This window comes from Paraburkholderia youngii, from assembly GCF_013366925.1.
Classification (GTDB): domain Bacteria; phylum Pseudomonadota; class Gammaproteobacteria; order Burkholderiales; family Burkholderiaceae; genus Paraburkholderia; species Paraburkholderia youngii.
In genome coordinates this window covers 3,787,700-3,805,218 of sequence record NZ_JAALDK010000001.1, presented here as the reverse complement: position 1 = coordinate 3,805,218, position 17,519 = coordinate 3,787,700, and the positions used below count along the sequence as shown (strand labels likewise).

Genomic DNA, 17,519 nt, shown 5'->3' with positions numbered 1-17,519 from the left:
TCTATAAGCGCCTGTTTGTGCTTATCGTCGTGACTGTTCTGCCTTACATGAAGGCCGCCCGGTACCGCCGAGAGCGGCGAAAGCCTCATCTTATGGGTGTCTTACACAGTCATCGAAGAACAGCGTAGCGACACGCTTTGGCTTCTGGAGGACGTGTCCGCCCCTGACAAGCCAGTTTGGACTAACGATGAGGGCACCACCGGATATACGTTGTTGGAGGCGTTCGTTCATTGTGCCCGCGACAAACTACTCGCCAGTTCGCTTGTGGCGAAACTGAAAGTGCTTGGCTTACGCGTCGGTTCCGACCGCGACAACTCGCTGGATTCCGATGCGCTTGATTGGTCTCCCGAGTGGCATGCCTTCGCTTCTGACCCGATACTTGCGACAAAGGAACTGGGCTGCGTGGCATCGTCGCCCAGGAAAATCGAAACGCTCTATCGCATGCGGGAAGTCGGTCCCGCTCATGCCGGAGGGACCGACGAACCCCGACCTGGCTACGCGCTATTCGGCTATCCATTGTGGATAGCTGCAGTTTGAAATCCGAAGCGGCTTTCGCACTCTGTGCCTCTGGAGGGCGACTGTTCGAACGAGTGTGACGCCCGCCCACCGACAGACGTGTACCTGCAGCACTAACGGAGTGCGCCACGTTCGCCAGGATCCAGCGCCAATCCGTCCATCTCTCTCTACTCCGTCGAGAATGACCTATCCTGAGTGCAGCCTAGTCTTTGCTCCAGCCGAAGGGAGCGTTGAATTACTGTACCGTCGATTCGCGAGAACCGTAACAATGCGTCGGAAGTATTGAGCGACGTTAGCAGGCAAGGAGAGCGATTATGGCGCATATATCCGGCTTTCTGTATATCACGAGCGGTCGCCTTTTTCTGGACAACGTCGACTTTGGCGATACTCACGCAAGCAACGACTTTGGGCTTGTTGCGTCACCTCGCCCTGTTGGACGATCGAGCGAACCGTACCATCGGGTCTATGCCGGTGCAGCCGATGGCACGATCTATAAGTTCGGCCCTCCTGTTATTACCGAACTGGTGCCCGGGGTCCCTCTATCGGATCCTGCGATATTTAGCGTTGGCGAGGCGATGACGGGCGAGTTGGCACACGCGGATGGCGTTCTGTACGTCGGCACAGGCACAGACTGGACACCACCCGGACAGGGATCGATGTTCGCACTTGACGACGACACCGGCGCCGTCAAGTGGGTGAGGCAAATGGGCGGTAGCGTGCAGTTTCGAGCATCGCTTGCCTTCCAACTGGGCCAACCGTATCGCTTGATTGTCGGAACGATCGACGCACCATCTCTTCAGGCCTTGGACCCGCAAACGGGTGCGCTGATTTGGAGCCTAGACGAATATCCTCTCACCGGACATACGGTAATTGGTGAGACCGTCTACTACGCCGACTTGAATACCAACAGTTTGCGCGCCAGGTCTGTCGTCGACGGTTCGCTAGTTTGGGAGAGCGTCAACGTCGCCCATGACAATTTCAATCGCCCGTTCGTCGCCGGCAATGTTGTTTATGCCACAGGTTTCGACAGCAACGTCTACGCCTTTGATGCGACAGGGGGAGAGATTTTGTGGAAGGTCTCGTCCCCAATCGTTTTTCCTGGCGTCCCCCTACTTCACAACCCAAGTTACGAACCAAAAGTGGTCGTTTTCGCCGCTGGACAAGGCAGCACGGGAGACGTCTTTATGGTGGGGCTCGATGCGAAAACGGGCGCTCATGTCTGGACTTCGGGCTCGCTCAACACTGGATCAGGCGAGACGGTCACGGATCCGATTGCATATGGCTGGGGGGGCGTGGTCGTCGGAACACAAGACGGCCGACTGATTTTTGTTGACCCAGAGACGGGCGCGCTCAATGAGACTCAGTTGTCGCCATCGGGGATACTCAACAGCCCTAGGTTCGCGTGGTTTTGACGAACCGCGTCAGCCCGCCCAAGGTTCTCGCCCTGCCGGTTTTTGCTCGTTGCCGAAGGTCGCCCAGTCCTCAAGGCGGTCGCTATCTCGCTGAGGGCGCGCTCATGGCGTTGTACCAGTTCGAGAATGAACGAACGGATGATCTACAAGCTGTAGTCGCCCCTTCATGCGGCGCCGGGATCCCAGAATCAGGCAAACGATAAACGGCGATGGCCATGAACGAAGGGGCAAAGTGCTAAGGAAGTTCTGCACAACTCGTTTTCGGAGCACTGATCTTTTGCCACTTTGGTCGTATCTGCCGTAAGAGTCTGCTGGCAGGTTGGGCGTCCGGCTTTCCAAGCATGACGACCTCTGTTTGCCGAGACTCGCGGCCTTAATCCCCGAGCGTTTCAAGCTTTGCGTAAAGCCTTGCGTGCCATCCACAGGTTGCCCAGCGCAAACAGTGTCGTGATCTGCGCGGTGTTCTTCATCAACCCTCGGTACCGGGTCTTCGTATAGCCAAACTGCTGCTTGAGCACGCGGAACGGATGTTCAACCTTGGCGCGGATGCCGGCCTTCAGGCGATCAATCTGGTCGAATATCGCGTCCAGACGATCGTTCAGGTCCAGTTGTCTACGCCTGCCTGGTCGCATCGCGACATGCCAGCGAACCGGGTTCTCCTGGCAGCGCTTTTCGATACCTCGGTAGCCGGCGTCGGCGGACACATCCGTTTCTCGGCCGTGCAACAACGCTTCGGCCGCATTGATGTCATGAACGTTGGCCGCTGTGCCGATCACGGTATGGACTAGGCCCGACTCTTGGTCCACGCCAATGTGCGCTTTCATCCCAAAGTGGTGAGTAGGCTCGGGGAGTCCCACCCCGAGCCTCTCGCAGAACCGTACGTGACACTCTCGCGTCATACGGCTCCCGTTATCCAACCTTTGGTCCGGCGACACGCCAATGATGGAACAACGTTGGGCTGGCGACCTGCATCTTGCGCACGCACTCCACACTACGTCGATGGCGACCGTGAAGAGCCTTGTACTTTCGCCGCGCCCAACGTTCAAGCGCACGATCGATGTGCTGAAAGAAACGAAGCACGGCCGTCTGGTAAAACGCACCATAGTAGTTCCACCACCCTTGTATCACTGGGATGTATAGCATCGCCAGGTCGGCAATCGGGACATGGGTCTGTCTATTCAGCCGCCACCTTCGCACAGTCTGCCGCATCCGCTTCAAGGCGCATCAACAGAGGTCAGCAAAGCGGCCTGGACCCGCCGCACACTGCCGGTTCGGCGAGCGTCGGCTTTGGCCGACCTGCTGCCTCTGGGGCGCCGTCACGAAACGACCGGTTCATCTTGTTACCTGCGCTTAAACCCCCCACGTCGCACCGGCGGCGATGCGGTCGACAAGACTCGTTGAGCGATAGGGCTAACTTGTCCAACCGAAGGTAACCAGCCGCCTGAGCGTCTCGACGATGAGTTCGAGACGCCCCGTGAGAAACGGCAATCCACGATCGGCAGTCTGAGCGGCGCGCGAAGCCGCATCGGGCGGTAAGACCTCTATTCGTGCTCGTGGAAGTCCCAGGGATTCATCCGGTCGACAGACACCGGTGCATCGGGTCGGGGCACGACGCCTTTCAGGGCCTGAATTGAGCCGTCCGGTGCGGAAGGCGGATCGACCCGTAGCCACGGTCCCAGCGTATCGCGTACGCACTGCTGGCAAAGATCAAGGCTCATATGGGCGCCATCGCCGAAAACCGAGCCAAAGCCACCACGCCAGTCGAGCGACACCTTTTCGTACCACTCCCACTGGTCATCAACAGGTGTCATGCGCCGGCCGCAGCGGTCGCATGTGCAAGCCGCGACCTCCCGCACCGTCCTGTCCTGGTATTCACGCATGACCTATCCCTTTCCCCAGTCCGACGTTTCCCAGTCCGGCGGCACGAGACCAAGCTGCTTCGCAGTGTCGACCGGCAGGCGCAACAGCACCGTGCCCGGCCCGCGCTCCATGTTCCCGAGCATCGTGACTTCAGCGGCAACACCGTCGAGCTCGAGATACACAACGTCCTCCGCCTCAAGAATCTCGGTGTAGAGATCCCAGCCGGGCTGATCTCCCTCTCTCGACTGATACCTGATGTGGTTCCTGGTACTCATGAATCCCCACTCCTCTTGGGAGCGTTGAGCCGATGCCTTAATTGTCGGCGGCCAATCACTGCAGATACTGGATGCGGTCAGCAGCGTCACAGACTGCCCCGCGTCATTTTCGCATGGGGCTCTGGCATCAGCGCTGACCGTTGAGAAAGTCGAACCAGTCATGCGCGTAGGCGCAGCCGTGATCGGGAATGCCCGAACCGGCGAGCTTCCGGTCAAAGAATGTTCGGGTCGGCTCGGGGATTTCCTCCAGACGCACGTACCGGAAGCCTGCTTCGTTGGTGTGAACTGGCACCTCCGGTTTCGCCGGTCGGGCGGGCAACGCTTCAGTGTCCTGGTTCAGTGCAGCAGCAATCCCGCGGGCCACGAGGTCCCACACGCTCCCCGCAAATCGTGGATAACTGCGCACAACGGCGCGCTCGCCGACCTCACCGAGCATCGCATCCGCCAGGGTGACCCGGTAGTCCGCGAGTGCCCCAAACGGCCCGTCGCTCACCCGCGCGATATCCGCCGTCGCGATGACGCGCTTTCCCTTTTCCTGTCCGCCGGGCAGCAATTCAACAGTGATTCGAAGCATCCGCCTCTCCTTTTGGTAACCGTCTCATCCGGCGCCGCTGTCCCGCGGACTGACATCGAGAGACCTGATACATGCGTCGCGATCGGCGCAATACCAGGCGGCCACTCCACCCCGTGCATCCGGAAAGACAGCGGAAGGCTCCCTCGGAACTTCCGGTACATTTCAAGTGGAAGCCCGTGCTGTTCCACGTAAGCGTTGGAGCTTTCGATCGCTTCCGCGTTCTCCTTCAGCCATTCCGCCGCGCGCTTTTCGGCCGCGACCCTGCCAACTGCAGCTTCCGCCACGTGCGATATGTCGAGGCCACGTTCCTGCACTTCAGGCAGGACACCCTGGACCAGCGGAGCCTTCGCCGATTGCGTCGTGATGCTGGCGCAGCTCACCGACCTACTGAGATCAGCGCCGGTGGTCCGCCGGGACAATATCTCGTCGGCGAATGCCGCAGCGCGCGCCATCGACAGCGACGGCCCCAGCAGCTCACGCACGCGGTCATCGACGGCTGCACTCGCTGACGAAAAGCCCCCCGCCCCAATGATGGAGTCCAGCACCGGGATCTCGAACGCGAACTGCGCCGACCGCGCGATCAGGCGTGCACGGCTTTGTGTACATCCGCGCGCGCCATTCCGTACGAGACGGCGACGTCGACCAGGGGCCAGTGGCGGTGCGCGCCAATGCCATAGCGGTGACCAAGCAGGTCGGCATTCCGGCTGGCTGCCTTGTCCAGCGGCTGTTCCGGCCCGACCAGGTTGCGGCCGCGCGTGGCCAGACAGGCCGCAACGCCATGGATCGCGGCTTCGAGCGTTTGAGCCTCGTTGAGCACGCGCCACCGGCCATCGCAAACCGGGGATGCGACGCCGGAGGCGCGAGCAATTCCCCTGGCGCAAGCAGGAGTGCACGCTCCCAGGCGCGAAGGCGCTGCGCGGTGAGCACCTTGGGAAACGTCGCCTGCTCCCACTGCGACAGCGTGGGATGGCTCACTGCACAAGCTCGCGCCACCTCCGCAACGGTCAAGCCCAGTTCCTCGCCCAGCCGCCGTGCGTGCGGGCCGAGCTCCTGGCACCGGGCCCGGGGAATCCGCGCCTGCAGGAGATCCCGCCCACTTTCGTGGGGCGCCGCATTTGCCGCGTCGAACCCCAGGTCCGGGAACGGCAGCATCCCATGGCGGAGCAACCATCCTTGCGGCACCTGCAGGGCGGCTTCCAGGGCGTTCACCGTCGCTGTCGCAAGGGTGCCAGGCAGCCTTCCCCTCTCCCAGTGCACGTAGGTCGATCTGGCCACGCCCACCTTGCGTGCGAGTTCGGGCTGCGTCATCCCCGACGCTTCCCGGCGTTCACGCAGGCGCTGCGCAATCTGAGCCGCGTCGGTTCGCGGAACCCACTCGCGCTCCCCGGTCATCCTGATCTCCTGCCGTAGTCCCTGCAATGTTCGCAGATACGAGGCATGTGTCCGGCTGCATGCACATGGCCCTCCCGCGGCCACATCACATCCGCCGCCTTCCGCCGGCAAAGGCGTACGCATTGGCCCGCGCGTCATGCAGCGCGTGATGTTCGCCGCCCTGCTGGACGAAATAGGCGGCGCGCCGCTCCCGGTCGCGACGGTCCGCGATATTCTCGATCCGCCAGCCGCGCGGTAGCGGGCCACCCAGCAGAAACCGGAACAGGTTCAGGTCCGTCCCGTAGTCGTAACAGAGCAACGGCGCCCCATCGCCCGGGATGTCCGCGAGCCAGGCGCGCAATGCCTCGCGCAGTGCTGCGAACGGCATTGCGCGCCCCTCGAACTCGCCGAGTTGCGGCAGCACCACGGTGCGGACAAAGTCGCTGCACAGTGTCCGGTCTAAATCGGTACGCTCGCCATAGAACTCGTTCCCGTTCTCGCCGACGACCGCGAGACTGATCAGCTGGCAACGCTGGAAATCGGTGAACTCGGTGTCGATGAAGTAGCGGTTGTCCCAGCTGGGGGCATCCCCGGTCGGGATGGGATACACCAGCGCGCCGTGATAGCGGGTATCGGTCATGGCCGCGCGCGCATCCTCGCGTGACCGGGACGCACCGGCCCATCGCCGTGGCCGGTCCATTCGACATTCAGCATCTGTTTGCTCCTGCTTAGATTGAACCGGCCTAGACAGCCCCGCACGGTGTGATCCGCGCCAATGACCGTCGCCCCCGCGTTGGGGTGCTTCATTGACTGTCCTCGTCATCCTGGCCTGGCTCTCCGGCGTTGCTGTGAGCCCGCGCCGGCTCCGTACCCGGCGGACGCACGCGGCGCAGCGGACCGGCGAGTACGCTCACGTGCTCCGGAAACGGGATCGTCGCGGTTCTGGAGGCGCGGGTGGCGTCGTCGCAGGTCGCGAGCGCGAAGCGCCGCAGCCGCGCGCGCAACTGCCCGGTTTCGTCGGGCAGCAGCGCCGGCCGTTTGCTGCGTCGACTCATGTCATTTTCCTGGGGGATGCCCCTTTGGAGGCGGCGAGTACACGCTGGCCGCGATAAGGCGGATTATCACGGCCAGCTTGCGTCCGGCCTGCACATTGCGGCTAGCTGCATCTGCAATTTTGTGAGGACTGCCAGCGCACTCATGCCAAGCACTGGATCAGTCTGCACCAGATGGTCGCGGCACACCGCTGTCCATTTCCTGAATGGCCATGCCCGATCTCGTGTGCCGATGCGCGTCCACTGCCAGCCCCGCTCAGCAGTTGGCCTGGGCCCCCTGCGCTTTCGCGCGCCAAACTCGCCTGCCGCGCGCCGGGCGCGTCGCGACGGCATATGGGACTGAGAATTTGCGTCCCGCTGCCGTGGTGAATTGCGTCACCGAAAACAGCTTCCTGTCCTGCTCACTGAATTCCGTCGCCCCGATGCGGATCTCGCTGAGCGGTTCGAGATACCACTCCTCAGCCGGCCGTGAGAGCCGCGTGCTCACCAGCGCGGCCCCACGTACTGTGGCTTCTCCGTCAACGAACTGGTCCAGTGAACCTGCACCGGCCGTCAGATCCATCCAGATCACGCTCGGCATCTCCCGAGCCCCTGTACTCGCCACGCGTAGGACCAACAGGTCACCCGGAGTCCACTGCTCCGCTACCGCACACACATCTGCCCCAGCCACTGCCGATTGAAGCGGAAGGACGTTCTCAGCCTGAATCAAAAACATATGCAAAAGATCCGGAAGACCAACAGCAATTGGAGAAATGGGTCGTAAATGCCGTGGCCAAATGGTCATCATACCGCGACCATCGTAGGATGCAAAGGGTATCGGTCAAACTGGACGATTCGGGACATCTGGCGGCCATCGGCGCGACAGTGCGCGCGCGCCGTCAGGAATTCGGGGTCTCCCAGGAAGCGCTTGCCCACGCAACTGGAATCGATCGAAGTCATATGGGGCGAATCGAGCGCGGGGAGCGCAATCTGTCGATCCTTAACCTCATCCGGATTGCTGATGCGCTGGACATTTCGCCATCTAGGCTTCTCAAGGCGGCTGGTCTTTGACGCGGGGGCCAGAGACAAACACGCCGTGCGACGGCGGTGTGCAAGCCGGGTCCCACGCTACCTCACGCAGACGTGGAGAGCTTCCATGTGGCGGAGCTAGGCCAGCACAACCAATTGCCGGTGCGCTGACACTCGCGGATATATCGCCTTGCCTGATTGCGCTGGTACAGGTCATGACATCCCAAGCCCCGATCGCCGTGTTCGCTACTCTCAAGCGAACTCCTCATTTCGAAAAATTTACTTAGGATTACGACATAAAAGTCGCTAAAAACAATTATGTAAAATACGCGAGATTCTGAGTGTATTTTCCTAAAAGCTGCCTATGATGTTTTGATATTTTCCTCGCTGGACGGCTCTCTCAGCGTGATTCTCGGATTCAGCCGCTTCTCCGTGGAGATCGTGCAGCAGTACGGACTCGACCCGCTAGGCTATCACTTGGAAACCGGAACCAAGGAGGCGTACTACGGCCGTTTCGAGGCAGCCGTCGCAGAGGGCGCTTGGATCGTAGTGCCGCTTTGGAAGCCGCAGTTTCTCCACTATCGCTACCGGATCCGCGAGCTAGCGGAACCCCGAGGTCTATTGCGCGGCAGTGACCGGGCGACCCTCATCGCGCATGAGGACTGCGTTGCGCGCATCTCGCCAACGCTAGTCGAGACACTGACCAAGCTAAATCTCGCCAACGATGTGGTGAGTGAACTCGATTTTCTTATCTGCCGCGAAGGCAAATCTCCGCTCGAAGCCGCGGACATCTGGCTGGATCGCGTATGACGACGTCTTTCTTTAAACTTCTCTAAAGTATTCCATGACTGCCAAGATCATCGTTGCCACTATTGCCGCGGCGCCCGAGCATGCCGCTACCGTTATGCAGGCACTTGAAGAAGCGGTACGCGCCGTGCGGGAAGAGCCCGGCTGCGAACAGTACGATCTTCATCGCGATACGAACGACCCCAACCGCTTCGTCATGATCGAGCGCTGGAGCGATGCCGGCGCGCTTGCACAACACGCAAATGCACCCGCGTTCAGAAAACTCGCGAGCACGCTGGAGGGCCGCGCGACGCTCGAAGTCTCGCATCTCGTCAGGATTGCATGAAGGGAAAATCGCACATGACACGGGACGCACACCGGCCACATTCGTTATGGCAGCGGGATTACCAATGATTTCTTTGAAGATGAATTCACTGCCTGATGCTTTTTGTATTGTGCGATCTATCTGATGATTCCGGTAAAGCGACGCCACTGTGCGGCGCCTTTGACTAACTTCTCATAGCTGACTTATCGAGAATGAAAGCCGTTGGACGAATGCTGGAAGATGATGGCCGGCCAACTTTCAATGCAACCTCAAGAGGAAAATGACCATGCCGTACGTCACTACGAAGGACAACGTCGAAATTTTCTACAAGGACTGGGGCCCCAAGGATGCGCAGCCCATCGTCTTCCATCACGGCTGGCCTTTGTCTTCGGACGACTGGGACGCTCAAATGCTCTTCTTCGTCCAGAAAAGCTACCGCGTTGTTGCGCATGACCGGCGCGGCCACGGACGGTCGTCGCAGGTCTCCGAAGGGCACGACATGGACCATTACGCCGCGGACGCGTTTGCCGTGGCCGAAGCGCTCGACCTTCGCAATGCGGTGCATATTGGTCACTCAACCGGCGGTGGCGAGGTGGCACGTTACGTAGCGAAGCATGGTGAACCCGCAGGGCGTGTCGCGAAGGCCGTTCTAGTGAGCGCGGTCCCTCCGCTCATGCTCAAGACCGAAGCGAATCCCGAAGGCTTGCCCATCGAAGTTTTCGACGGCTTCCGCAAGGCCCTCGCCGACAATCGCGCTCAATTCTTCCTCGACGTTCCGGCGGGTCCTTTTTATGGGTTCAACCGTGCCGGCGCAACGGTGCACCAAGGCGTGATCCAGAACTGGTGGCGGCAAGGGATGATGGGTGGCGCAAAAGCGCACTACGAAGGCATCAAGGCATTTTCGGAGACGGACCAAACCGAAGACCTGAAGGCCATCACCGTCCCGACGCTCGTTCTGCATGGCGAAGACGATCAGATCGTACCCATCGGCGATGCGGCGCTTAAGTCCATCAAGTTGCTCAAGAACGGCACGCTCAAGACCTACCCCGGCTTCTCGCACGGCATGCTGACAATCAACGCGGATACCCTTAACGCAGATTTGCTGGCGTTCGTGCAATCCTAAAAATAAGCCCGCTCTGGCGGGCTTATTTGTATTTCCCGGCAGCGCGTCGAACGATGCAGATCCGCCGCTCGACGCCGCCGCACTTAGCAATTCGGATGCCTTTTTTTGTCCCTGACTTCTAAAGTTGTCAATACAACTACCGTCTTCCCGAATAGGCCTTGTGAACAATTTGATTCGGTCTGCTTCGCCGCTCACACCAGCTTTAAATTTGCTCAATAGGCTCAGACGCTTCATTGCTACGAGCGTCCCTCCTCAACGCCTGGGGCGCCACACCGTATCCTCGGACAAATACTTCACGCAGATGGCGCCTGTCGCGAAATCCTGTTTCACGGGCGATGACTTCCAGGGAATGTCGGCCCTGCTCTACCATATGTTTCGCCGCTTCAAGGCGAAGTCGCTCGATAGCCTTAGCGGGAGACTCCCCTGTTTCCGAAAGGAAAATACGGCCGAACTGCCGTGTACTGAGATGTGCTGCCTTTGCCAGGTCGTCAACACGCAGGGGCTTCGACAGGTTTACGCGCGCATATTCGAGCGCCATTTGAATCCTGTCCGATTTTGGTGCGAGCGCAAGCATTTGTGAATGCTGCGACTGGCCACCTGATCTCCGATGATGCATGACGAGCGCTCGGGCGACCGAGTTTGCGAACTCCGGGCCGCGGTCCTTTTCCACCATACCGAGAGCAAGATCCATCGCGGCAGTTAGTCCAGCCGAAGTCCATATCGCGCCATCGACGATAAAGATCCGGTCCGCCTCAACGCGAGCGTCGGGGCAGCGCGCCTGCAGCGCCTTTGCGAACGCCCAATGTGTCGTCACGCGCCGCCCGTCAAGCAGACCGGCTTCGCCAAGCACAAATGCACCGGTACAAAGGCCCGCGGTGCGGCGCGAGCGCACCGAAGCTTCATTCAAAAACCGGAGTTCTTCCGGAGCGGTGGAGCGGCCAGTGGGGTCCACCACACCGCTGACCATCCACGTGTCAGCCACGGTCGTCGAGTCTGCCTTTTGAGTTATGACGGACACTCCTAGCGAGGCTCGGGTCTCCCCACCGGCGAGAGAGTAATTCGTGACGCTATAAAGCCGCTCGCGTGCCACCACATTGGCGATTTCGAAAACAGTTTGTGTCCCGATCGCCATGACCTGGAAGCCGTCCGTCAAAAAATAGCCGATTCGATGCATCGCTCTCACCGCGCGTCATGTCCGAAAACCTGATTATAAATGTCGTTTGAGAAACACGTGAATCACGTGGATCATAGACACCTGACGTGAAACGCTGCACGCCGGGACGGATACAAAAATGACCTTATTGCAGGGAACGGCCGTTGTGAGCGGCGCACTATCAGTTATTGGTCTGGCGTATGCCGAATTTCTCGCGACGAGTGGTCATGACCTCATCCTTGTCGATCAAGACCGCGCGAGTCTTAACGCCCTTGCGCGAGCTCTGACCACGCGCACACGTCGCGCCGTCGAAGTCGTTGCGGTAGATCGCGGGACTACCGTCGATCTCGCCGAGATCACGGAGAAGATAGACCGAGATGCCAGCATAGTCCTTGTTGTCAGCATTTCGGAGGAAGGCGTACATGAAGCGCTTTCTCCGACGCAGGCCAACGCCCTGATCAAGGCCGTGGGCCTGGAGTGTGAGGTGTCGTGCGCTGCAATCAGAAAATTTTCGTCGCATGGTGCTAACGCGAGCATCTCCCGCGTGAGCGTTGTCCTTACCGCTGCCGGCCGTGTCAATAACGGGCCCGGTCCGGTGTAGCGTTTGTGAACGCGCGTGAATGAACAGGTGAATTTGATGACCAAAACTCTTGCCAACGATTCCCCTTCGAGCCACTCTGCGACTCAGTTTGCCGATTTACCGGGCCGTAGACTCGCCTATCGACGCTTTGGCAGCGGCAGGCCCATCGTGCTCTGCGTGCGCTTCCGGGGCACGATGGACTCCTGGGATCCCTTGTTCCTCGATAGCCTCGTGGCACAGGGATTCGAGGTCACCGTCTTCGACTACAGCGGTCTCGGGCAATCCACGGGCGAGCGAACCTATCATCCTGCTTCGCTCGCGCGTGACGCGATTGAGCTGATTACTGCACTTGGAATCAGGCGCGTGATCATCGCTGGATGGTCGGTCGGCGGAATGGCGGCGCAGATCGTCCTGGCGCAAGCCCCACAGCTCGTGAGCCACGCCGTGCTCATCGCGACCACGCCGCCCGGCCCACTGTCCAGGACAGGCGAACCTTTGTTCTATACGCTCGCCAAGCGCGAAAACGACTTCGAGGACTTCGTCAGCCTCTTCTTCGAGCCGACTTCGCCAGCCAGCCGGACGGCCGCCGAAGCATCGTCGATGCGGCTCGCGGCTCGGCAATCCGATGTTAGCCCTCAGGTACCCTGGCAGTGGGCGGCAGAACAACTAGGCGAGGGCCCGAAAAACCCGGCCTTCCCGGCGGATGCCGTACTCCAGGCGTTGAAAACCACTTCGATTCCCGTCTTGCACCTCGGCGGTGACCACGACATCGTTTTTCCGGTCGAAAACTGGTACGCCCTCAACGGCCAACTGCCGACACTGCAACTGATCACATTTCCACGCTCGGGGCACGGACCTCATCTTCAGTTCCCACACGCTGCGGCAATGCACATCGCCGCATTTGTGGAATAACTCGCGGCGCTCGCGCGCCCGTTAGGCGGCGCGACGACCTCCAGGCTTTCGAAGGCGCTACCTCAGGCGATGGTTTCGAATCAGATTCATCTGGATAACTAATGACAGACCTAATCGAGAAAGCAATAGACGCCGCTGGCGGACTTGAGCGGTTCCACAGCTTTCGTAGCGTCTCCGCCCTCCTACACCACACCGGTGCACTTTGGAGACTCAAACGGTGCGAAGGCGTGTTGACCCACTCGCGTGTCACCGTAGACCTGCATGAACAACGTGTGTCGCATGGACCGTTCGCGCCCTCGTCGGACCATTCGATCTACACGCCGTCACGCGTAGAGATCCGACGGCAGGACAATTCCCTCGCGGAATCACTGGTCGAGCCGCGTTCGTCATTCGCAGGCTATGAGATGGAAACACCCTGGTCCAATGCGCAACTGGCCTACTTCGCCGGTTACACCATGTGGACTTATCTGACCTCGCCGTTCCTTCTGCATTATCCCGGCGTCGAAGCGACGGAGATCGAGCCCTGGATCGTCGATGGTCTTCCTTGGCGACGCCTTCACGTCGAGTTTGCTCCCCACATCGCCACGCACAGTGCAGTGCAGACCTTCTATTTCGACGCGGACGGTCTCCTTCGCCGGCACGACTATGAAGTCGACATCCAGGGGCGCAATGCGGCGGCGCGCTATCTGAGCGACTACGTGACCGTGCAGGGCATACGCATGCCGACGCGCTTTCGCATCTACCCCCGCACGCCCGACAACGTGGCGCTGCCCGAGCCGCTAATCGTGGGCGTGGATCTTTCCGATTTCCGCTTCGAGTGAGAACACCCTATGACCCAACCAGCAACTTATCGCGCCGCGCTGGCCACTGGCCCCGGCAAACTTGAGATCGTCGAGCGTCGGGTTCCGCAACCGCACTACGGACAGGTTCGCATTCGCGTCGAGGCGTGCGGCGTCTGCCACTCCGATAGCGCCACCGTGGAGAAAGCCAAGGCGGGGAGCGCCGCGGCGCGGGTGCCCGGACACGAGGTCGTGGGACGCATCGAGGCGCTTGGTGAGGGCGTGCAAGGGTGGTCACTCGGCCAACGCGTAGGCGTGGGGTTTCTCGCGGGTGAGGACGGAAGCTGCCCCTCATGCCGCAACGGAGATCACGTCAATTGCGAGAACCCGGTCATCACCGGCATGACAGTCGACGGTGGCTACGCCGAGATTATGCTCGCGGAAGCACGCGGCCTCGTTCGTGTGCCGGAGGAACTGGATGCTGCGCAAGCTGCCCCGCTGCTGTGCGCAGGACTCACGACCTTCAACGCGCTGCGTAACGCGGGGGCTCGCCCCGGCGACGTGGTGGCGATCCACGGCCTTGGCGGCCTCGGCCATCTGGCCGTGCAGTTTGCGAACAATATGGGCTTCCACACTGTCGCCATTGCACGTGGTGCCGACAAGGCTTCTCTCGCGCGCGAACTCGGTGCCCATCGCTACATCGATGCCAAGACCGAAAACGTGGCGGAGGTCCTTCGCAGTCTAGGCGGAGCGAAGGTCGTGCTTGCCACCGCGCCCACGGGCCCGGGCATGTCGGAGACCGTACCCGGCCTGTCGCCTCGCGGCAAGCTGGTCGTCGTGGCGATCGCCAGCGAACCCATTACGGTAAATGCGATTGACCTCGTGTTCGGCGGCCGCGCAGTCGTGGGCGCGCTGACCGGCACCGTCGCAGACAACGAACAAACGCTCGCGTTCGCGCAACTGCGCAACATTCGCCCGCTGATCGAGACCTTCCCGCTGGATCAAGCCCAAGCGGCATACGACCACATGATGCGCGGGAATGCACGCTTCCGCGCAGTCCTTGTAATGAACCCCCAACATTCCGGAGCCAATGCATGAATTCCCTCGCGAACACGATCATCGAGGCCCATGGCGGACTCGCGCAGTGGCGCAAGTTTGGCCAGATCCGCGCGGATCTCGCGCAAGGCGGCGCGCTATGGTCTTTGAAAGGTCAAGCCGGCGTGCTCGACCAGACCACGGTTACCGTAGCGACTGACCGTCAATGGGCCTCTCATGCCCCCTTTGGCACGCTCGCAGAGCGCAGCGAATTTACCGGCAATCGCATCTCGCTTCAGGATACGTCCGGGCGTGTTATCGAAACACGCGACCATCCACGCACTTCCTTCGATGGGCACACGCTCGAGACACCCTGGGACGCGTTGCAGCTCGCGTTTTTTGCCGGATGCGCCATGTGGACTTATTTGAATACGCCGTTCGTGCTTGCATGGCCCGGTGTGGAATGCGAAGACGCCGGCGAATGGAACGAGCAGAACGAGGTCTGGCGTAAAGTCCTTGTGCGTTACCCCGACTCACTCGAAGTCTTCAGCAAGGTCCAGGCGATTTACGTGGGTCCAGACCACCTGGTTCGACGACTTGATTACGACGTGGAGATCGCGGGTAACACACCCGGCGCGCACTATGTCAGCGACTACACCACAGTTTCTGGCATCCGCATTCCAACGAAGCGTCGCATTTTCCCCCGGCAGCCCGACGGCGCCTCGCTTCCCGAACCGCTCGTCGTCTCGATCGACCTGAGCAACATTTCCCTGGTCTGACCATCACCATGACCGGGCGCATCGCGCGCCCAGAAGGAAAATAGCCATGAGCGCCACACATGCATCAGACGTGGAAACCCGCTTTGTCGACGTATCCGGCATCCGGTATGCAATGCGCCGGTTCGGCAATCGCAACGGCGGACTACCCCTGCTTTGCTTGCAGCACTTCACCGGCACGCTTGACAACTGGGACCCGGCGATCGTCGATGCGCTCGCCGAAGACCGTGAGGTCATCCTCTTCGAGAACGCCGGCGTGGGCCGTTCAACCGGAGCGGTTCCCGCAACCATTGCCGAGATGGCGGCTCACGCCATACGCTTCATGGACGCGCTCGAGTTGCCCAAAGTCCACATCCTCGGTTTCTCGCTGGGTGGCTTTCTCGCCCAGGAAATCGCCATCGCCGTGCCGGATCGCGTGGCAAGCATCATCCTCTCGGGCAGCGCGCCCGAAGGCGGAAAAGGCGCGGGCATGGACCGGCCCGAACTGGTCGCGATCTACACCGACAGCGCCATGCCGATGAACGAGAAACTCAAGCGTCTGTTCTTTCCCGATACGCCGCAAGGCCACGCTGCCGCGGCTGCGTTTATCAACCGTCTCGACGCTCGCCAAAGCGATCGCGATCTGCCACCAGGTCCTGAAGTGGCAGGGACGCAATTGCAGGCCATGATTGCCTGGGCGAACTGGCAAGGCGACTTGCGCCAGAAGCTTGCGAAGATCAACCATCCGGTGCTCGTCACCAACGGCGACAACGACGCGATGATCCCCACGCAAAACAGCATCGTGCTGGCGGAAGCTCTGCCAAACGCAACGCTGATCCTCTATCCGAACGCTGGCCATGGCGCTTTGTTCCAGTACGCGCAGACCTACGTCGCGCACGTACGCGAGTTTCTGCGCGGTCAATAAGATTCACCCGCCGAGAATCGCACTCACATTCCTGGGGATCTGTTCATGAAAGCAATCGTTTATGCTCAGGCGGGGCTGCCTATCGATGACGCGCGAGCACTGTATGAGGTCGAGGTGCCGAGACCTGAGCCCGGTCCGCGCGATCTGCTCGTTAAAATCGAAGCGATTTCGGTCAATCCCGTCGACAGCAAATTGCGCCTTGGCGTGCAGCCTGGCGGTCCGCGCATCCTCGGTTGGGATGCCGTCGGAACGGTCGAAGCCATTGGCGCCGAGGTATCGACGTTCAAGCCGGGCGACGCGGTCTGGTATGCGGGGGACATGACGCGTCCCGGCAGCTACGCCGAATACAGCACCGTCGACGAGCGCATAGCCGGCCATCGGCCAGTTACGCTTCCCGTCGCCCAGGCGGCCGCACTGCCGCTCACCGCTATCACGGCGTGGGAACTGCTGTTCGAGCGTCTCAAGATCGCAGAAGGCGGTGCGAGCGGCGAGAGCCTGCTTGTCATAGGCGCGAGCGGTGGTGTTGGATCGATCCTCGTGCAGTTGGCGAGGAAGCTGACAGATCTGACCGTGTGCGGCACCGCCTCACGCCCGACCACGCAAGCGTGGGTACGCGAACTCGGCGCCCATCACGTCATTGATCACGGCAAACCGTTGCGCCCGCAATTGCTCGAGTTGGGTATCGAACAGGTCGACCACGTCATCAGTTTGTCGCACACAGATCTCTACTACGAGCAAATCGTCGATTTGCTGAAACCGCAAGGCCAGCTCGCACTCATCGACGACCCATCCGCGCTCGATGCAATGCCGCTCAAGCGCAAGTCGATTTCTCTCCACTGGGAATTCATGTTCACGCGCTCGATGTTTCGTACGATCGACATGGGGAAGCAGCAGCAGTTGCTAAATCGCGTGGCCGCCCTGATCGACCAAGGTGTGCTCAGGACAACGCTAGGCGAACATGCTGGCACTATCAACGCCGACAACTTGAGAAAAGCTCACGCGTTACTGGAGACAAATAAGGCGGTGGGGAAGATTGTGCTGGAAGGCTTCTGAGCAAATCCCAACGTATGCAAACGGC

24 protein-coding genes and 2 pseudogenes are annotated in these 17,519 nt (G+C 60.5%); 12 read left to right on the top strand and 14 right to left on the bottom strand.

Annotated elements, in window-relative coordinates:
- The first annotated feature begins 96 nt into the window (after positions 1 to 96).
- Both G5S42_RS17570 and G5S42_RS17565 read left to right on the top strand, forming a co-directional pair.
- Entirely contained in the window at positions 97 to 537 is a 441-nt protein-coding gene (locus tag G5S42_RS17570) for a hypothetical protein (protein ID WP_176107921.1), read from the top strand.
- Positions 538 to 830: 293 nt separating this feature from the next.
- On the top strand, positions 831 to 1,928 hold the full coding sequence (locus G5S42_RS17565; RefSeq protein ID WP_176107920.1) for an outer membrane protein assembly factor BamB family protein: 1,098 nt from the start codon (positions 831 to 833) through the stop codon (positions 1,926 to 1,928).
- Positions 1,929 to 2,317: 389 nt separating this feature from the next.
- Here G5S42_RS17565 and G5S42_RS17560 read toward each other — a convergent pair.
- The 12 genes and pseudogenes from G5S42_RS17560 to G5S42_RS17515 all read right to left on the bottom strand — a co-directional run.
- A pseudogene (locus G5S42_RS17560) lies at positions 2,318 to 2,761 on the bottom strand (IS5 family transposase); the annotation flags it as partial.
- 76 nt (positions 2,762 to 2,837) lie between these two features.
- Positions 2,838 to 3,137 (bottom strand): group II intron maturase-specific domain-containing protein, encoded by a 300-nt coding sequence (locus tag G5S42_RS45765; protein WP_176107919.1) that lies wholly within the window; start codon positions 3,135 to 3,137, stop codon positions 2,838 to 2,840.
- 332 nt (positions 3,138 to 3,469) lie between these two features.
- Positions 3,470 to 3,808 carry a hypothetical protein gene (locus G5S42_RS17550; RefSeq protein WP_246392024.1) on the bottom strand — a complete coding sequence of 113 codons (339 nt, stop codon included), beginning with the start codon at positions 3,806 to 3,808 and terminating at the stop codon, positions 3,470 to 3,472.
- A gap of 3 nt (positions 3,809 to 3,811) precedes the next feature.
- Positions 3,812 to 4,063: a hypothetical protein gene (locus G5S42_RS17545; protein WP_176107918.1), complete on the bottom strand. Its 252-nt coding sequence runs from the start codon at positions 4,061 to 4,063 to the stop codon at positions 3,812 to 3,814.
- Between the two features lie 127 nt (positions 4,064 to 4,190).
- Positions 4,191 to 4,637, bottom strand: coding sequence for a hypothetical protein (locus G5S42_RS17540; RefSeq protein ID WP_176107917.1), 447 nt, complete (start codon positions 4,635 to 4,637; stop codon positions 4,191 to 4,193).
- Positions 4,553 to 5,089: a type II toxin-antitoxin system CcdA family antitoxin gene (locus G5S42_RS17535; protein ID WP_176110554.1), complete on the bottom strand. Its 537-nt coding sequence runs from the start codon at positions 5,087 to 5,089 to the stop codon at positions 4,553 to 4,555. Before G5S42_RS17535 ends, G5S42_RS17540 begins: the two co-directional genes overlap by 85 nt.
- A gap of 128 nt (positions 5,090 to 5,217) precedes the next feature.
- Positions 5,218 to 5,454, bottom strand: a complete 237-nt coding sequence (locus G5S42_RS44350; RefSeq protein ID WP_246392023.1) for a hypothetical protein — start codon at positions 5,452 to 5,454, stop codon at positions 5,218 to 5,220.
- Between the two features lie 371 nt (positions 5,455 to 5,825).
- Positions 5,826 to 6,029, bottom strand: a pseudogene (locus tag G5S42_RS45760) (helix-turn-helix transcriptional regulator); the annotation flags it as partial.
- Positions 6,030 to 6,114: 85 nt separating this feature from the next.
- A complete protein-coding gene (locus G5S42_RS17525) occupies positions 6,115 to 6,648 on the bottom strand; it encodes a 3'-5' exonuclease family protein (protein WP_176107915.1) in 534 nt (177 codons plus the stop codon).
- Entirely contained in the window at positions 6,645 to 6,815 is a 171-nt protein-coding gene (locus tag G5S42_RS43830; protein WP_217709909.1) for a hypothetical protein, read from the bottom strand. Before G5S42_RS43830 ends, G5S42_RS17525 begins: the two co-directional genes overlap by 4 nt.
- Positions 6,812 to 7,063, bottom strand: a complete 252-nt coding sequence (locus G5S42_RS17520; protein WP_176107914.1) for a hypothetical protein — start codon at positions 7,061 to 7,063, stop codon at positions 6,812 to 6,814. The genes G5S42_RS43830 and G5S42_RS17520 overlap by 4 nt, the downstream gene beginning before the upstream one ends.
- A gap of 253 nt (positions 7,064 to 7,316) precedes the next feature.
- Complete coding sequence (locus G5S42_RS17515; protein WP_246392022.1) at positions 7,317 to 7,640, bottom strand: hypothetical protein; 324 nt, start codon at positions 7,638 to 7,640, stop codon at positions 7,317 to 7,319.
- 224 nt (positions 7,641 to 7,864) lie between these two features.
- Here G5S42_RS17515 and G5S42_RS17510 point away from each other — a divergent pair, with 224 nt between their 5' ends.
- The 4 genes from G5S42_RS17510 (at position 7,865) to G5S42_RS17495 (ending at position 10,302) form a co-directional block, all read left to right on the top strand.
- On the top strand, positions 7,865 to 8,110 hold the full coding sequence (locus G5S42_RS17510; RefSeq protein WP_176107912.1) for a helix-turn-helix domain-containing protein: 246 nt from the start codon (positions 7,865 to 7,867) through the stop codon (positions 8,108 to 8,110).
- Positions 8,111 to 8,473: 363 nt separating this feature from the next.
- Positions 8,474 to 8,878: a glycine betaine ABC transporter substrate-binding protein gene (locus G5S42_RS17505; protein ID WP_176107911.1), complete on the top strand. Its 405-nt coding sequence runs from the start codon at positions 8,474 to 8,476 to the stop codon at positions 8,876 to 8,878.
- Between the two features lie 34 nt (positions 8,879 to 8,912).
- Positions 8,913 to 9,200: a putative quinol monooxygenase gene (locus G5S42_RS17500; RefSeq protein ID WP_176107910.1), complete on the top strand. Its 288-nt coding sequence runs from the start codon at positions 8,913 to 8,915 to the stop codon at positions 9,198 to 9,200.
- A gap of 265 nt (positions 9,201 to 9,465) precedes the next feature.
- Positions 9,466 to 10,302: an alpha/beta fold hydrolase gene (locus G5S42_RS17495; protein ID WP_176107909.1), complete on the top strand. Its 837-nt coding sequence runs from the start codon at positions 9,466 to 9,468 to the stop codon at positions 10,300 to 10,302.
- A 202-nt stretch (positions 10,303 to 10,504) separates the two neighbouring features.
- On the opposite strand, the gene G5S42_RS17490 is transcribed toward G5S42_RS17495, so the two are convergent.
- Positions 10,505 to 11,476, bottom strand: coding sequence for a GlxA family transcriptional regulator (locus G5S42_RS17490; protein WP_176107908.1), 972 nt, complete (start codon positions 11,474 to 11,476; stop codon positions 10,505 to 10,507).
- A gap of 160 nt (positions 11,477 to 11,636) precedes the next feature.
- The gene (locus G5S42_RS17485) at positions 11,637 to 11,879 is read right to left on the bottom strand and encodes a hypothetical protein (protein WP_176107907.1); all 243 of its coding nucleotides are present in this window, start codon (positions 11,877 to 11,879) and stop codon (positions 11,637 to 11,639) included.
- Between the two features lie 213 nt (positions 11,880 to 12,092).
- Between G5S42_RS17485 and G5S42_RS17480 the strand changes: the two genes are divergently transcribed.
- From G5S42_RS17480 to G5S42_RS17455, 6 genes are all read left to right on the top strand, one after another.
- The gene (locus tag G5S42_RS17480) at positions 12,093 to 12,947 is read left to right on the top strand and encodes an alpha/beta fold hydrolase (RefSeq protein ID WP_176107906.1); all 855 of its coding nucleotides are present in this window, start codon (positions 12,093 to 12,095) and stop codon (positions 12,945 to 12,947) included.
- A 101-nt stretch (positions 12,948 to 13,048) separates the two neighbouring features.
- Positions 13,049 to 13,768 (top strand): hypothetical protein, encoded by a 720-nt coding sequence (locus G5S42_RS17475; RefSeq protein ID WP_176107905.1) that lies wholly within the window; start codon positions 13,049 to 13,051, stop codon positions 13,766 to 13,768.
- A gap of 9 nt (positions 13,769 to 13,777) precedes the next feature.
- Entirely contained in the window at positions 13,778 to 14,824 is a 1,047-nt protein-coding gene (locus tag G5S42_RS17470; protein ID WP_176107904.1) for an alcohol dehydrogenase, read from the top strand.
- Positions 14,821 to 15,540, top strand: coding sequence for a hypothetical protein (locus G5S42_RS17465; protein WP_176107903.1), 720 nt, complete (start codon positions 14,821 to 14,823; stop codon positions 15,538 to 15,540). The genes G5S42_RS17470 and G5S42_RS17465 overlap by 4 nt, the downstream gene beginning before the upstream one ends.
- 46 nt (positions 15,541 to 15,586) lie before the next feature.
- The gene (locus G5S42_RS17460; protein ID WP_176107902.1) at positions 15,587 to 16,441 is read left to right on the top strand and encodes an alpha/beta fold hydrolase; all 855 of its coding nucleotides are present in this window, start codon (positions 15,587 to 15,589) and stop codon (positions 16,439 to 16,441) included.
- Positions 16,442 to 16,486: 45 nt separating this feature from the next.
- Complete coding sequence (locus G5S42_RS17455; RefSeq protein WP_176107901.1) at positions 16,487 to 17,494, top strand: zinc-binding alcohol dehydrogenase family protein; 1,008 nt, start codon at positions 16,487 to 16,489, stop codon at positions 17,492 to 17,494.
- The last annotated feature ends 25 nt before the right edge of the window (positions 17,495 to 17,519 follow it).

Excerpts from the sequence above, each read along its gene's own strand:
- G5S42_RS17565 (WP_176107920.1), top strand. The coding sequence starts at position 831 with ATGGCGCATATATCCGGCTTTCTGTATATCACGAGCGGTCGCCTTTTT.
- G5S42_RS45765 (WP_176107919.1), bottom strand. The coding sequence starts at position 3,137 with ATGCGGCAGACTGTGCGAAGGTGGCGGCTGAATAGACAGACCCATGTC.
- G5S42_RS17550 (WP_246392024.1), bottom strand. The coding sequence starts at position 3,808 with ATGCGTGAATACCAGGACAGGACGGTGCGGGAGGTCGCGGCTTGCACA.
- G5S42_RS17545 (WP_176107918.1), bottom strand. The coding sequence starts at position 4,063 with ATGAGTACCAGGAACCACATCAGGTATCAGTCGAGAGAGGGAGATCAG.
- G5S42_RS17540 (WP_176107917.1), bottom strand. The coding sequence starts at position 4,637 with ATGCTTCGAATCACTGTTGAATTGCTGCCCGGCGGACAGGAAAAGGGA.
- G5S42_RS17535 (WP_176110554.1), bottom strand. The coding sequence starts at position 5,089 with ATGGCGCGCGCTGCGGCATTCGCCGACGAGATATTGTCCCGGCGGACC.
- G5S42_RS17525 (WP_176107915.1), bottom strand. The coding sequence starts at position 6,648 with ATGACCGATACCCGCTATCACGGCGCGCTGGTGTATCCCATCCCGACC.
- G5S42_RS43830 (WP_217709909.1), bottom strand. The coding sequence starts at position 6,815 with ATGAAGCACCCCAACGCGGGGGCGACGGTCATTGGCGCGGATCACACC.
- G5S42_RS17520 (WP_176107914.1), bottom strand. The coding sequence starts at position 7,063 with ATGAGTCGACGCAGCAAACGGCCGGCGCTGCTGCCCGACGAAACCGGG.
- G5S42_RS17515 (WP_246392022.1), bottom strand. The coding sequence starts at position 7,640 with ATGCCGAGCGTGATCTGGATGGATCTGACGGCCGGTGCAGGTTCACTG.
- G5S42_RS17510 (WP_176107912.1), top strand. The coding sequence starts at position 7,865 with ATGCAAAGGGTATCGGTCAAACTGGACGATTCGGGACATCTGGCGGCC.
- G5S42_RS17500 (WP_176107910.1), top strand. The coding sequence starts at position 8,913 with ATGACTGCCAAGATCATCGTTGCCACTATTGCCGCGGCGCCCGAGCAT.
- G5S42_RS17495 (WP_176107909.1), top strand. The coding sequence starts at position 9,466 with ATGCCGTACGTCACTACGAAGGACAACGTCGAAATTTTCTACAAGGAC.
- G5S42_RS17490 (WP_176107908.1), bottom strand. The coding sequence starts at position 11,476 with ATGCATCGAATCGGCTATTTTTTGACGGACGGCTTCCAGGTCATGGCG.
- G5S42_RS17485 (WP_176107907.1), bottom strand. The coding sequence starts at position 11,879 with ATGTACGCCTTCCTCCGAAATGCTGACAACAAGGACTATGCTGGCATC.
- G5S42_RS17480 (WP_176107906.1), top strand. The coding sequence starts at position 12,093 with ATGACCAAAACTCTTGCCAACGATTCCCCTTCGAGCCACTCTGCGACT.
- G5S42_RS17475 (WP_176107905.1), top strand. The coding sequence starts at position 13,049 with ATGACAGACCTAATCGAGAAAGCAATAGACGCCGCTGGCGGACTTGAG.
- G5S42_RS17470 (WP_176107904.1), top strand. The coding sequence starts at position 13,778 with ATGACCCAACCAGCAACTTATCGCGCCGCGCTGGCCACTGGCCCCGGC.
- G5S42_RS17465 (WP_176107903.1), top strand. The coding sequence starts at position 14,821 with ATGAATTCCCTCGCGAACACGATCATCGAGGCCCATGGCGGACTCGCG.
- G5S42_RS17460 (WP_176107902.1), top strand. The coding sequence starts at position 15,587 with ATGAGCGCCACACATGCATCAGACGTGGAAACCCGCTTTGTCGACGTA.
- G5S42_RS17455 (WP_176107901.1), top strand. The coding sequence starts at position 16,487 with ATGAAAGCAATCGTTTATGCTCAGGCGGGGCTGCCTATCGATGACGCG.